Origin of the sequence: Lutibacter sp., assembly GCF_016342705.1 — a bacterium.
Classification (GTDB): Bacteria; Bacteroidota; Bacteroidia; order Flavobacteriales; family Flavobacteriaceae; genus Lutibacter.
The window spans coordinates 217,045-230,112 of sequence record NZ_JAEINV010000002.1 but is presented as its reverse complement, the minus strand read 5'-3'; the positions used below and the strand labels follow the sequence as shown (position 1 = coordinate 230,112).

14 protein-coding genes are annotated in these 13,068 nt (G+C 29.3%); 12 read left to right on the top strand and 2 right to left on the bottom strand.

Translation table 11 applies throughout. From position 1 onward, the window contains the following. Positions 1-39: 39 nt before the first annotated feature. The 10 genes from JEY78_RS02985 (at position 40) to JEY78_RS02940 (ending at position 5,730) form a co-directional block, all read left to right on the top strand. A complete protein-coding gene (locus JEY78_RS02985; RefSeq protein WP_291846657.1) occupies positions 40-372 on the top strand; it encodes a helix-turn-helix transcriptional regulator in 333 nt (110 codons plus the stop codon). A gap of 19 nt (positions 373-391) precedes the next feature. Beyond that, entirely contained in the window at positions 392-868 is a 477-nt protein-coding gene (locus JEY78_RS02980) for a DUF6428 family protein (protein WP_291846656.1), read from the top strand. A gap of 16 nt (positions 869-884) precedes the next feature. Beyond that, entirely contained in the window at positions 885-1,190 is a 306-nt protein-coding gene (locus JEY78_RS02975; protein ID WP_291846655.1) for a thioredoxin family protein, read from the top strand. 10 nt (positions 1,191-1,200) lie between these two features. After that, on the top strand, positions 1,201-1,821 hold the full coding sequence (locus tag JEY78_RS02970; protein WP_291846654.1) for a protein-tyrosine-phosphatase: 621 nt from the start codon (positions 1,201-1,203) through the stop codon (positions 1,819-1,821). After that, complete coding sequence (gene arsB, locus JEY78_RS02965) at positions 1,822-2,853, top strand: ACR3 family arsenite efflux transporter (RefSeq protein ID WP_291846653.1); 1,032 nt, start codon at positions 1,822-1,824, stop codon at positions 2,851-2,853. Between the two features lie 66 nt (positions 2,854-2,919). Beyond that, positions 2,920-3,225: a helix-turn-helix transcriptional regulator gene (locus JEY78_RS02960; RefSeq protein ID WP_291846651.1), complete on the top strand. Its 306-nt coding sequence runs from the start codon at positions 2,920-2,922 to the stop codon at positions 3,223-3,225. A 51-nt stretch (positions 3,226-3,276) separates the two neighbouring features. Next, entirely contained in the window at positions 3,277-3,576 is a 300-nt protein-coding gene (locus JEY78_RS02955; protein ID WP_291846649.1) for a thioredoxin family protein, read from the top strand. A gap of 12 nt (positions 3,577-3,588) precedes the next feature. Further along, a complete protein-coding gene (locus tag JEY78_RS02950; protein WP_291846647.1) occupies positions 3,589-4,566 on the top strand; it encodes a permease in 978 nt (325 codons plus the stop codon). 18 nt (positions 4,567-4,584) lie between these two features. Next, positions 4,585-5,022: a nitrophenyl compound nitroreductase subunit ArsF family protein gene (locus tag JEY78_RS02945; RefSeq protein WP_291846646.1), complete on the top strand. Its 438-nt coding sequence runs from the start codon at positions 4,585-4,587 to the stop codon at positions 5,020-5,022. Beyond that, positions 5,023-5,730: an aromatic aminobenezylarsenical efflux permease ArsG family transporter gene (locus JEY78_RS02940; RefSeq protein WP_291846645.1), complete on the top strand. Its 708-nt coding sequence runs from the start codon at positions 5,023-5,025 to the stop codon at positions 5,728-5,730. 183 nt (positions 5,731-5,913) lie between these two features. On the opposite strand, the gene JEY78_RS02935 is transcribed toward JEY78_RS02940, so the two are convergent. Beyond that, a complete protein-coding gene (locus tag JEY78_RS02935) occupies positions 5,914-7,143 on the bottom strand; it encodes a pyridoxal-dependent decarboxylase (protein ID WP_291846644.1) in 1,230 nt (409 codons plus the stop codon). 170 nt (positions 7,144-7,313) lie between these two features. Here JEY78_RS02935 and uvrC point away from each other — a divergent pair, with 170 nt between their 5' ends. Together uvrC and JEY78_RS02925 are read left to right on the top strand one after the other, a co-directional pair. Continuing rightward, on the top strand, positions 7,314-9,104 hold the full coding sequence (uvrC, locus tag JEY78_RS02930; protein ID WP_291846643.1) for an excinuclease ABC subunit UvrC: 1,791 nt from the start codon (positions 7,314-7,316) through the stop codon (positions 9,102-9,104). Then, the gene (locus JEY78_RS02925) at positions 9,101-11,338 is read left to right on the top strand and encodes a patatin-like phospholipase family protein (protein ID WP_291846641.1); all 2,238 of its coding nucleotides are present in this window, start codon (positions 9,101-9,103) and stop codon (positions 11,336-11,338) included. The genes uvrC and JEY78_RS02925 overlap by 4 nt, the downstream gene beginning before the upstream one ends. Positions 11,339-11,384: 46 nt before the next feature. On the opposite strand, the gene JEY78_RS02920 is transcribed toward JEY78_RS02925, so the two are convergent. Further along, positions 11,385-12,938, bottom strand: coding sequence for a ribonuclease E/G (locus tag JEY78_RS02920; RefSeq protein ID WP_291846640.1), 1,554 nt, complete (start codon positions 12,936-12,938; stop codon positions 11,385-11,387). Between the last annotated feature and the right edge of the window lie 130 nt (positions 12,939-13,068).

The following is a 13,068-nucleotide window of genomic DNA, read 5'->3' as shown; positions in this document are numbered from 1 at the left end:
GAACATTAATCGTAATATTGCAATAAATTAATAAGCTAGATGGGAACTACAAAAACTGACATATTTTCAACAGAGCAAAATGATATTTCTATAATTGCTAAGGCTTTTGCACATCCAGCAAGAGTTGCAATCCTTCAACAATTATTTAAGTTAAATGCTTGTATTTGTGGTGATTTAGTGGAGGAAATTGGATTAGCACAACCTACTATATCGCAACATTTAAAAGAATTGAAAAATTTGGGTATCATAAAAGGAACTATTGAAGGAACAACTGTTTGTTATTGTATTAATGATGAGGTTTGGAATAATAAAAAACAAATTTTTATAAATTTTTTAAATCAAGATGCTGACTTAAATAAGCAGTGTTGTTAAATTTTAAAGATAAGTGTTTATGAATATTCAAGAGATTAAAAATCATTTAAGCAATTTAAAAACTATTGCTTTTCAATTGCCAAACGGAGAATTAGTGCCGAATCACTTTCATGTGACGGAGGTGGGGAAAGTAACTAAGCATTTTATTGATTGTGGTGGAACATTGAGAAATGAAGTGAAAGCAAATTTTCAATTGTGGGAAGCTAATGATTATGATCATCGGTTGCATCCAGAAAAATTAATTCATATAATTGAGTTATCTGATAAGTATTTAGATTTGGGAAACTTAGAGATTGAAATCGAATATCAAGGTGCAACAATTGGAAAATATGGATTGGATTTTGATGGAACAAACTTTTTATTGACTGCCAAACATACCGATTGTTTAGCCAAAGATAATTGTGGGATTTCTGAAACAAAACCACGAGTAAAATTAGCAGAATTAAAAAAGGACCAGGAGAACTCTTGTTGTGCACCAAATTCTAATTGTTGTTAAATTATAGAAACAAAATATGAGTAAGATTATTAAAATTTTAGGTTCAGGTTGTGCAAATTGCACAAGTGCAGAAAAAAGAGTAAAAGAAGTGGTTCATGAATTAAATATTGATGCGCAAATAATTAAAGTAACCGATATTCAAGAAATAATGAAGTATGATATTATGAGTACTCCTGCCGTTGTAATTGATGAAAAAGTGGTTATTAAAGGTAAAGTTCCTTCAAAAGAAGAAATAATGGCCTTTTTGGTAGATGATTTTGCAAGTATTGCTTGTTGTGCTGATAAAAATATTGAAAATTCAAATAATATTAACTGTTGTTAAAAAACTAAATATGCTATTTCAAAATATAAAAAATAAGATTGAATTGTTGTTAATAATTGATTCAATTTCAACCGAAAGAAAAGAAGAATTAAGACCTTTTATAGATTTTATTCAAGATAAAGTTTCAAACAATAAAACTATAAATCTTAACTTTATTTGCACTCATAATTCACGCAGAAGTCATTTGTCACAAGTTTGGGCGCAAACTGCAGCCTATTATTTCAATATTAAAAATGTAAATTGTTACTCCGGTGGAACAGAAGCAACGGCAATGTTTCCAATGGCAGCTCAAACATTGTCTTCAGCTGGTTTTCAAATTGGAAAATTATCAGAAGAAAGCAACCCTGTTTACAGTATTAAATATGCGGAAAACCAACATCCTATTATTGGGTTTTCTAAAACTTTTGATCATCCTTTTAATCCTAAAAGTGAATTTGCTGCAATAATGACGTGTGCTCATGCCGATGAAAATTGTCCGTTTATAATTGGCTGCGAACAGCGAATTCCTGTTAGATATGATGATCCGAAAGCTTTTGACAATACGCCTCAACAAGAAGAAAAATATATGGAAAGAAGCAATCAAATTGCAACAGAAATGCTCTATGTTTTTTCACAAATTAAACAGAAATAAATGAAAAAGAAATTAAGTTTTTTAGATAGTTATTTAACGCTTTGGATATTTATTGCAATGGCAATCGGAGTTGGAATTGGGTATTTTGTTCCGTCTTTTCCAGTATTAATTGATTCATTTAGCAGTGGAACAACAAATATTCCAATTGCTATTGGTTTAATTGTAATGATGTATCCACCATTGGCAAAAGTGAATTATGCATTGTTACCTAAAGTTTTTAAAAATGTGAAAATTCTAACAATTTCTTTAGTGTTAAACTGGATTGTTGGACCAATTTTAATGTTTGTTTTAGCCATTACTTTTTTGCAAGAATATCCAGAATATATGGTTGGGTTAATATTAATTGGTTTGGCGCGTTGTATTGCAATGGTGTTAGTTTGGAACGATTTAGCTGAAGGAAGTAGCGAATATGGAGCCGGTTTAGTGGCGCTAAATAGTATTTTTCAAGTGTTTGCTTACAGTTTTTATGCGTGGTTATTTATCACCGTTTTACCGCCATATTTTGGTTTTGAAGGCGCAATTGTAGATATTTCAATTGAAACAATAGCCGAAAGTGTTGCCATTTATTTAGGAATTCCTTTCCTGTTAGGAATTGTAAGTCGCTTTGTTTTGGTAAAATTAAAAGGAGAAGATTGGTATACTAATAAATTTATTCCAACAATTTCACCTCTAACATTAATTGCCTTATTATTTACAATTGTTGTAATGTTTTCATTAAAAGGAGAATTAATTGTTGAAATTCCAATGGATGTGGTAATTATTGCTATTCCGCTGTTAATTTATTTTGCTAGTATGTTTTTGGTTGGATTTTTCACCACAAAAGCAATGGGAGGGAAATATAGCGAAACTGCTGCAGTAGCATTTACAGCTGCTGGAAATAATTTTGAATTAGCTATTGCTGTTGCTATTGCAGTTTTCGGTTTGAATTCTGGACAAGCTTTTGCAGGTGTAATTGGTCCTTTGGTGGAAGTGCCAGCATTAATTTTATTGGTGCGTGTTTCTTTTTGGTTGAAGAAGAAATACAGTATGTAAAAAAAGGTTGAAAGTGATAAAAATCAGTTTCAACTTTAAACATCAATCGTATATTTGCGATATAACATGAAAAGATCATTAGAAAATATAGAATACAAAGAAGGTACTGAACTTTTAGCTCGTTTTGCAAAAGCTTTAGGCCATCCAACCCGAATTGCAATTTTAAAACATTTAGAAAATCAAAGTTGCTGTTTTACGGGTGATTTGGTTGGGATTTTTCCATTAGCACAATCTACTATTTCTCAGCATTTAAAAGAATTAAAAAATGCAGGTTTAATTCAAGGAGAATTAAATCCGCCAAAAATCAAATATTGTATTAATAAAGAGAATTGGGAAATCGCAAAGAAATTATTTACTAATTTTTTTGAATGATTTTTTTAATAAACACATTAACTATTTACGTTAAATATAAATATAAAAAGAATGAGTATTTCAATTAAAATTTTAGGAACAGGTTGTCCAAAATGTAAACAAACAACGGCATTAGTGCAAGAAGTTGTAAACGAAAACAATATTATAGCGACCATTGAAAAAGTAGAAGATATTATGGAAATTATGAATTATGAAGTAATGTCTACGCCAGCTATTGTGGTAAATGAAGTAGTTAAAATAAAAGGTAGAGTTCCTTCAAAAGAAGAAATTTTTGGAATTTTAACTGGGAAGTTAAATATTAAAAACGAAAAAGAAGCTGGAGATTGCTGTTCAGGAACTAGTTGTTGCTAAATTATATTCAACATGTTTGATTGGATTCAAAAATTTGCTGATTGGGTAGTTTATGATTCCTTTGGATTATTAAAAGGAAATCACTTATCTGAAGCATTAAACTTTTTTATTTACGATAGTATTAAAATTGTATTACTGCTTTTTGTTATTATTTTCTTCATGGGAATTGTAAACAGTTATTTTCCCATTGAAAAAGTAAGAAATTTCCTTTCCCGCAATAAATTATACGGTTTTGAATACTTAATGGCAAGTCTTTTTGGCGTTGTAACGCCATTTTGCTCGTGCTCATCTGTACCATTGTTTATTGGTTTTGTAAGAGGAGGTATTCCGTTAGGAGTTACATTTTCATTTTTAATTACTTCACCATTGGTAAATGAAGTGGCTATAGGTCTTTTTCTAGGTCTTTTCGGATTTAAAACAACTATTATATACATTATCTCCGGAATTTTATTAGGAGTTATCTCAGGTGTTATTTTAAGTAAATTTAAATTAGAACGCTTTTTAACACCTTGGGTTTTACAAGTGTTGGAAAATGCACAACGAGAAGAAGCCGTTTTTGAAGCTGAAAAAACACCATTTTTAAATAGACTACCAATTATTTGGGAAGAAGTAAAGAATATTTTAAAAGGTGTAATACCATATGTAATTGCTGGTATTGCAATAGGAGGCTTAATGCACGGATATATTCCAGATGGTTTTTTTGAAAAGTATATGGCAAAAGACAATATGTTTGCAGTTCCGGTTGCAACCATTTTGGCAGTACCAATGTATATGAATGCTTCGGGAATATTACCAGTGGTTCAAGTATTAGTTTCAAAAGGAATTCCATTAGGAACTGCCATAGCTTTTATGATGGGAGTTGTTGGCTTATCTTTTCCAGAAGCAATGTTGCTAAAAAAAGTAATGACATTTAAATTAATAGGAATTTTCTTTGGCGTAGTAACAGTTTGTATCATTATTTCAGGATATATATTTAATCTAATTTTTTAACCATTTAAATCATAAAAAATGAAACAATTCGTAATCTTATCAATGTTAACAGTGAGTCTTTTTTTAGTTTCTTGCTCAGGAAAAGCTCAAAATAAAGGGGCAGATAATCAAGTACAAAAAAACACTATTGAAGTGTTCGATTTTCATACAACAAACAGATGTGTAACTTGTAAAGCTATTGAAGCAAATACAAAATATACCTTAGAAACGTATTTTGCTAAAGAACTTAAAAGTGGTAAAATAACTTTTAAAGTTATTAATATTGATGAAAAAGAAAACGAGAAATTAGCTGAAAAATTTCAAGCTGCAGGAACTTCATTATTCTTAAATGTTATAAGTGAAAAAAAAGAAAAACAGATAGATTTAACAAATTTTGCATTTAGTTACGGTAAAAAACAAGCCGAATTTTCTGAAAAATTAAAAAGTACAATTGAAAAAGAGTTAGCTAAAATTTAAATGGATTTTTTACAATCACTATTAGAAAATTATAATATTCCATTATTGTCAGCATTTATATTGGGATTAATGACAGCCATTAGTCCTTGTCCGTTGGCAACTAATATAACGGCAACTGCGTTTATTTCAAAAAATATAGCCAATAAAAAGAAAGTTTTTTTGAGTGGTGTTTTGTACTCTTTAGGAAGAGCTTTTAGTTATACAATTATAGGTTTAATACTTTTTTTTGGTGCCAGTAAATTTCATATTGCTCGTTTTTTTAGTCAAAATGGTGAGAAATATTTAGGGCCATTATTAATTATTATTGGATTAATTATGTTGAATATTTTAAGATTCAATTTTCTAAATAAATTTAATTTTACCGATAAATTATCAGAAAAATTTCAAGGAAAAGGATTATTAGGCTCATTTTTAATTGGAGCTGTTTTTGCGTTGGCATTTTGCCCATATAGTGGAGCATTGTATTTTGGAATGCTAATACCAATGACAATTTCTAGTGTTGATGGGTTGTTTTTACCAATGGTGTTTGCAATAGGTACTGGATTACCTGTACTAATTTTTACGTATTTGTTGGCTTTTTCTGCTGATAGAATTGGAATATTTCATGCCAAAATTACAAAAGTTGAAAAAGTAATGAGATTAGTAGCCGGAGTTGTTTTTATACTTACTGGAATTTACTATATTTCTATTTTTATTGAAATAATTTAAACGTTTTATGAAGTCAGAAAAGCAAAAAATAATTGTAGCACTTGTAGTGTTTGTAATAACTTTTATGGTTTTTAGATGGATTTTCTCTAATTGGAATTTTATTAAAGACCTATTATTTTAAATAAAAAAAGCTGTTTAAAATATAGGAGTAGCGCTCCAATTTTTAAACAGCTTTTATAGGGCTTAAAGACTTTTTAATTCTTCAATAAATTTTAATAAATCATCAATTTCTACGTGGTCCATCATAATTACTTTGTACCATTTGTTTTCTCCTTCATGAGTTTGCGGAACTACACCAAATTTCTTAGCCAAATCTGCTGGTACATGAGCGGATTTTAGGGTAACAATATTCATAAAAGGATTTCGGTAATACTCAATTCCTAAATCATTTAATTGGTTACAGAACCATTCAGTTCTTAATAATAATGTGTTTATTTTTTCGAACCAACCATAATATCCATAGCTAAATAAAATCATCCAAACGGCAATGGCATTTGCACCAGATCTACTTCCTGAAATAGTTAAATCCATTCCATCAACATATTGCGCTTCTTTGGTTAAAACATTTTCAATTAAATTTTTTCTACATAAAAATACGCCTGTTCCATAAGGAGCTTGCAACATTTTATGTGCATCAATTGTAATTGATGACACATTTGAATTTTCAAAATTAATAGTAGATTTTCGGTTAGAAATTGGATAAATAAAACCACCAAAAGCACCATCAACGTGTATTTTGAATTCCACAGTATGTTTGGTTAATATTTCGGCATACATATCTGGATTATCAACAGAGCCAAACATAGTTGTAGCCATATTTGAAATTACCATAAAGTACTTTTTACCTTCTGAAATCAATTTTCCTACAATTGCATCTAATTCTTCAACAATAATTTCGCGAGAATTAAAATCTACAGGAATTTGAACACTATCAACGCTTAATAGGTTAGAGCCTTTATTTACCGAGTAATGCGTGTCTTCTGATGAAATAATTACCATTTCATTTAAAGTAGCATTAAAATCTTTTTTGAATTTATTTCTGTAAATCCATAAGGCTTGAATGTTTGCTTCGGTTCCACCATTTGCAATATATCCATCATATTCGTTTTCTTTCGCCTTAAAAATATCAACAGCTAAAACTTGTATTACTTCTTTTTCTAACTCCTGAGATCCTTTAAAAGCTGGTTCAGATTTTCCCAAAGTGTGACAGCCAATATTATTTGGATTGGCAATAAAAGACTTTAATAAAGGCGAATCATTCAAAAAAGCACCACTTGTGTTGAATACGTTTTCATCTAATTTTGAAACTGGGTAACCCAAATGTTTGCTATTTTGAAAATCAATTGTAGACGCCAAAGCTTTATCAATTTTAGCGATTAATTTTTCTTTTGAATATTTTTTCCAGTATTTCATGTGTAATAATTTGAATTATATTTAAAAAAAGGCTGAAAAAACGCCAAATCTTAAACTTTTCGCAAAAGTACATAAATTATGTTATTAAAAATGCCTTTAAACGTCTGATATATAGTTGAAATTTATTCAATAAAAAATGAGTAATTTTATTTTTTAAATCTGATCACCCTTTGGACATAGAAATTCAAATAAAAACATTACCAAATCAGCCTGGCGTTTATCAATATTACGATAAAAACGACAAGATTTTATATGTTGGAAAAGCAAAAAACTTAAAAAAGAGAGTTGCTTCTTATTTTAATAAAACTCAGGAAAATGGAAAAACAAGAGTTTTAGTTAAAAAAATTGTAACTATCAAACATATTGTTGTTGATACGGAAACCGACGCGTTATTATTAGAAAATAATCTCATTAAAAAATACCAACCTCGCTATAATGTAATGTTAAAGGATGATAAAACATATCCTTGGATTTGCATTAAAAAAGAACGTTTTCCGCGAATATTTTTAACCAGAAATGTAATAAAAGATGGTTCAGAATATTACGGACCTTATACTTCTGTAAGAACTGTAAAAGCCTTGTTAGATTTAATTAAAGAATTGTATCAATTGCGTTCTTGCATGTTTGATTTAAGTGAAAAAAATATTGAAACCGGGAAATATAAAGTTTGTTTAGATTTTCATATTGGAAACTGCAAAGGTGCTTGTGAAGGTTTGCAAAGTGAAGAAGATTATGTGAATGATATTACAGCAATTAGAGATATTATTAAAGGTAATTTTAAAGAATCTTTAAAATCTTTTCAGGAATTAATGATGCGTTTTGCTTCTGAAATGGAATTTGAAGAAGCCCAAAAAATTAAAGAAAAAATAGATTTATTAGCCAATTATCAAGCAAAATCTACGGTTGTAAATCCGTCAATTACAAATGTTGATGTATTTTCAATTATTTCTGATGAAAGTTATAGTTACGTTAACTTTTTTAAGATTTCAAATGGTGCAATTATTCAATCGCATACTACTGAAATAAAAAAGAAATTAGATGAAGCAGATAAAGATTTGTTAGAACTAGCAATTATTGAAATTCGTCAGCGTTTTAACTCACAATCAACAGAAATTTATGTGCCGTTTCCTGTGGAAGTTGGAGATAATATTAAAGTTACAGTTCCAAAGCTTGGTGATAAAAAAAGAATTGTAGATTTAAGTTTGCGTAATGCAAAATACTATAGACAAGAACAATTTAAGCAGATTAAAATTGTAGATCCGGACAGACACGTGAACAGAATTATGGCGCAAATGCAGAAAGATTTACGTTTGAGCAAAGAACCTCGCCATATTGAGTGTTTTGATAACTCAAACATACAAGGAACAAATCCTGTTGCAGCGTGTGTGGTTTTTAAAGATGGAAAGCCGAGTAAAAAAGATTATAGGCATTTTAATATAAAAACGGTGGAAGGCCCTGATGATTTTGCATCTATGGAAGAAGTTGTTTTTAGGCGCTATAAACGATTGCAAGACGAAGAAGAACCTTTACCTCAGTTAATAGTTATTGATGGTGGTAAAGGGCAACTATCTTCTGCATTAAAAAGTTTAGATATTTTAGGACTTAGAAATAAAATAGCAATAATAGGAATTGCAAAACGATTGGAAGAAATTTATTATCCAGGAGATGCTGTTCCGTTGTATTTAGATAAAAAGTCGGAAAGCTTAAAAATTATTCAGCAATTACGTAACGAAGCACACAGATTTGGAATAACACATCATAGAAACAAACGAAGTAAAAGTGCTATTACAAATGAATTAGAACAAATTTCTGGAATTGGAAAACAAACTGTTGTATCTTTATTAAAACAATTTAAATCAGCCAAAAGAGTTGGTTTAGCTACTTTTGAAGAGTTAGAAAGTGTTGTTGGAAAAAGTAAGGCCACAATTATAAATGATCATTATCAAAATAATAAAAAGTGAAAAACGTATTATTAATTGCTTTTATGTTGTCATTTTTTTTAGGAATTTCACAAGAAGTTTCTGAGAAAAAAGATCTAAAAGTCGGACTAGTTTTAAGTGGCGGTGGCGCAAAAGGATTTGCACATGTTGCTGTGTTAAAAGTATTGGAAGAAACGGGAGTTCGTGTTGATTATATTGGCGGAACAAGTATGGGTGCAATTGTTGGTGCTTTATATGCATCAGGTTATACGGCCTCACAACTAGATTCTATATTGAAATCTATTAATTTCGATAAAATATTAAGAGACGAATTACCACGAAAAGCAAAGCCCTTTTACGAAAAAGAAAGTGGAGAAAAATACGCTTTAACTTTACCTATAAAATCAAAAAAAGTAGGGATTCCAACAGCAATTTCCGAAGGTCAAAATGTGCTAAATTTATTAACTCAGTTATTGCAACACGTAGATCATATTAACGATTTCAGTAAACTTCCAATTCCATTTGTATGCATTGCAACTAATTTAGAAACGGGTACGCAAGTTATTTTAGATAAAGGCTTTTTGCCAGAAGCTGTGAAAGCAAGTGGTTCATTTCCAACATTATTGGCACCAGTTGAAATAGATGGAATGTTGTTAACAGATGGTGGTATTGTGAATAATTTTCCAGTTAATGAAGTGCTAGATATGGGAGCCGATGTAATTATTGGAGTTGATATTCAAAGTGGATTGGAGAGTAAAAAAGATTTAAACTCAGCGGTTAAAATTCTAAATCAAATAGTAGGTTTTCAAATGTACAAAACATTGGAATATAAACATGAAAAAGTTGATTTGTTAATTAAACCAAATATGAAAGATTTCAACGTAATTTCATTTGATAAAGTGAATGAAATTATGGCTGAAGGTGATAGAGCTTCAAGAGAAAAAATAGATCAACTAGTTAAAATTGCTCAAAATCAAGTGGCAAAACCTAGGCAACATGTAAATACAAATCAAATTCAAAAAATACACGTTGAAAATATTGAAATTGAGGGAAATGAAAATTATACACGCGCCTATATTCTTGGGAAACTTAATTTAAAAAAACAAGATACCATTAGCTATTCTAATTTAATTGAAGGTGTAAATAACCTTTCCGCAACAGGAAATTTTGAAAACATTCAATATAAACTGATAAAGGATGAAAGTGGAGGTATTGTTAAATTTAAAATAAAGGAAAATAGAGTTTCCAATTATTTGCAATTAGGGGTTCATTTTGATGATTTATATAAAACGGGAATTTTGTTAAACGTAACCTCTAAACATTTATTTAATAAGAATGATGTAACATCAACTGATTTAATATTAGGAGACAATATTAGATATAATTTTAATTATTTTATTGACAATGGTTTTTATACAAGTTTTGGATTTAGATCAAGATATAATAGCTTTAATTCTAATGTGAGATATGATGAAGCTAATGTAAATAAAATTAATTTAGTGTATGAAGATTTTACAAATCAAGCTTATATTCAAACTGTATTTAGTAGAAAATTTGCGCTAGGAGCTGGGTTAGAACATAAAAAATTAAAAGTGTTTACTGAAACAATTTCTTCCTTAGAAATTAATGATTTAGTTAACAAAAAGAAAAGAGGCTATTTTGATAAGTCTAATTATTTTAACGTAATTTCTTATATAAAGTTAGATACTTATGATAAAAAATATTTTCAGAAAAAAGGAGTTTATTTAGATGTAGATTTTAGATGGTATTTAGCATCTTCTAACTTTGAAAATGATTTTGAATCAACACATGATCCATTTTCTAGCTTTTCTCAATTAAAAGGTAAAATAGGAATTGCATATACTTTTTTTAATAGATTAACACTCCATTTTAAATCTGATGCAGGTATAACCTTTGGAATTAATGAAAATAGAGCACTTGATTATAATATTGGTGGTTATGGAGAAAATTTTATAAATAATTTAATACCATTTAGTGGATATGATATGGCAGCCTTAAATGAAAATGCTTTTTTAAAATCGGCTTTAACAACTCGTTTTGAGTTTTTACCTAAAAACTATTTTTCATTAACAGCTAATTATGCTAGGGTAGAGAATGATTTATTTAATGAAGGAAAGATTTTTGAAAATACTAAATCCGGATATATGGTTGGTTATGGTATTGATACTTTTTTAGGGCCAATAGAAATTAATTATGCCTGGTCTCCAGATACTAAAGAAAAATTTTGGTATTTTAATGTTGGGTATTGGTTTTAAAAAAAAGCCCTGCTTTCGCAGGACTTTATAGATATTGTGAATTACCTTATTCAATAATTTCACCTTCTTTATTGGTAAAATTATATGTTAAATATTGGTAAGCATCTCTTGGTAAAATTTTAATCCACTTTTTGTATTTTGTAAACCATCTGTGTTGAATTGATGGAAAACCTTTTGTTAAATAAGCAGCAATAAAAGGATGTACATTTAATGATATCTTTTTGTGTTTATTTAAATTTATTAGTTTTTCAAGCTCTTCGCCAATTTTGTCAATTATAACAATAGGGGCTTCAACTTCTTCAGAACCACCACTTGGGTCAGATTCTTGTGTTTTAATAACAAGTTCAGGTCGAACTCTTTGTCTTGTAATTTGTACCAAGCCAAATTTGCTTGGTGGTAATATTTTATGTTTTGTTCTATCAAAATCCATTTCAGCTTTTAAATAGTCATATAGTTTTTGTCTATGTTCAGCAGTATGCATATCAATAAAATCAACAACTATAATTCCGCCCATATCTCTTAATTGTAATTGCCTTGCAATTTCTGATGCAGCAATTAAATTAACTTCAAGTGCAGTATCTGCTTGAGAGGAAGCTTTGTTAGATCGGTTACCACTATTTACATCAATAACGTGTAAAGCTTCGGTGTGTTCAATAACTAAATAAGCTCCTTTACTCATAGAAACAGTACGGCCAAAAGATGTTTTTATTTGACGTTCAATTCCATATTTTTCAAATATAGGAAGTTGCGATTTATACAAACTTACAATAGACTCCTTATCTGGAGCAATTTCTTGTAAGTATTCTTTAATTTCTAAGAACAGTACTTCATCATTAGTTACTATGCTTGTAAAAGAATCATTAAACAAATCTCTTAAAATAGAAGAAGCTCTGTTTAATTCACTTAAAACTTTGGTAGGTGTATCTTGTGTTTTTAAAGTTCTAAACTTTTTACACATTACAACCCAGCGCTCTAAAGAGTTTTGCAAATCTTTATCAAGTTCTGCAACTTTTTTATTTTCAGCTACTGTTCTCACAATAACTCCAAAGCCTTTCGGTTTAATACTTTTAATGAGTCTTTTCAGCCGCTCTTTTTCTAAAGGATCCATAATTTTTTGAGATACGGACACTCTGTCTGAAAAAGGAACTAAAACTAAATATCTACCAGCAATTGAGATTTCTGAACTCAATCGTGGACCTTTTGTAGATATAGGTTCTTTTACAATTTGTACTAATGAATTTTGACCTGATTTTAATACATCAACTATACTTCCATTTTTATCAATGTCTTTTTCTAGTTGAAAATTTTTTAAAGTGTAATCTTTAATTTTACCTGTGCTAACACCTTTTATAAATTTATTTAAAGACTTTAACTGCGCTCCTAAATCTTGATAATGTAAAAAACCATCTTTTTCATAACCAACATCAACAAATGATGCGTTTAAGCCAGATAGTACTTTTCCAATTTTAGCTAAAAAAATATCACCAACAGAAAATTTATTATCATTGGTTTCATTATTTAATGCAGTTAATTTGCCGTCTTTTAATAAGGCAAAATCAATATCAGAGGAATTTGATCTAATAATTAATTCTGTTTTCACTCTGAATTGTTTTTATGCACAACTATAAATAGTTGCACGATTTATACTATGTTTTTGCAGGAATTTACCCAACAATATTTGCAATTTATAAATGCAAATATTTATTTCAATGAACTTAATACGTAAAGAA

Coding starts and splice junctions, on each gene's coding strand:
- JEY78_RS02975 (WP_291846655.1), top strand. CDS start 885: ATGAGTAAGATTATTAAAATTTTAGGTTCAGGTTGTGCAAATTGCACA.
- JEY78_RS02970 (WP_291846654.1), top strand. CDS start 1,201: ATGCTATTTCAAAATATAAAAAATAAGATTGAATTGTTGTTAATAATT.
- JEY78_RS02955 (WP_291846649.1), top strand. CDS start 3,277: ATGAGTATTTCAATTAAAATTTTAGGAACAGGTTGTCCAAAATGTAAA.
- JEY78_RS02980 (WP_291846656.1), top strand. CDS start 392: ATGAATATTCAAGAGATTAAAAATCATTTAAGCAATTTAAAAACTATT.
- JEY78_RS02935 (WP_291846644.1), bottom strand. CDS start 7,143: ATGAAATACTGGAAAAAATATTCAAAAGAAAAATTAATCGCTAAAATT.
- JEY78_RS02985 (WP_291846657.1), top strand. CDS start 40: ATGGGAACTACAAAAACTGACATATTTTCAACAGAGCAAAATGATATT.
- JEY78_RS02960 (WP_291846651.1), top strand. CDS start 2,920: ATGAAAAGATCATTAGAAAATATAGAATACAAAGAAGGTACTGAACTT.
- JEY78_RS02940 (WP_291846645.1), top strand. CDS start 5,023: ATGGATTTTTTACAATCACTATTAGAAAATTATAATATTCCATTATTG.
- arsB (WP_291846653.1), top strand. CDS start 1,822: ATGAAAAAGAAATTAAGTTTTTTAGATAGTTATTTAACGCTTTGGATA.
- JEY78_RS02950 (WP_291846647.1), top strand. CDS start 3,589: ATGTTTGATTGGATTCAAAAATTTGCTGATTGGGTAGTTTATGATTCC.
- JEY78_RS02945 (WP_291846646.1), top strand. CDS start 4,585: ATGAAACAATTCGTAATCTTATCAATGTTAACAGTGAGTCTTTTTTTA.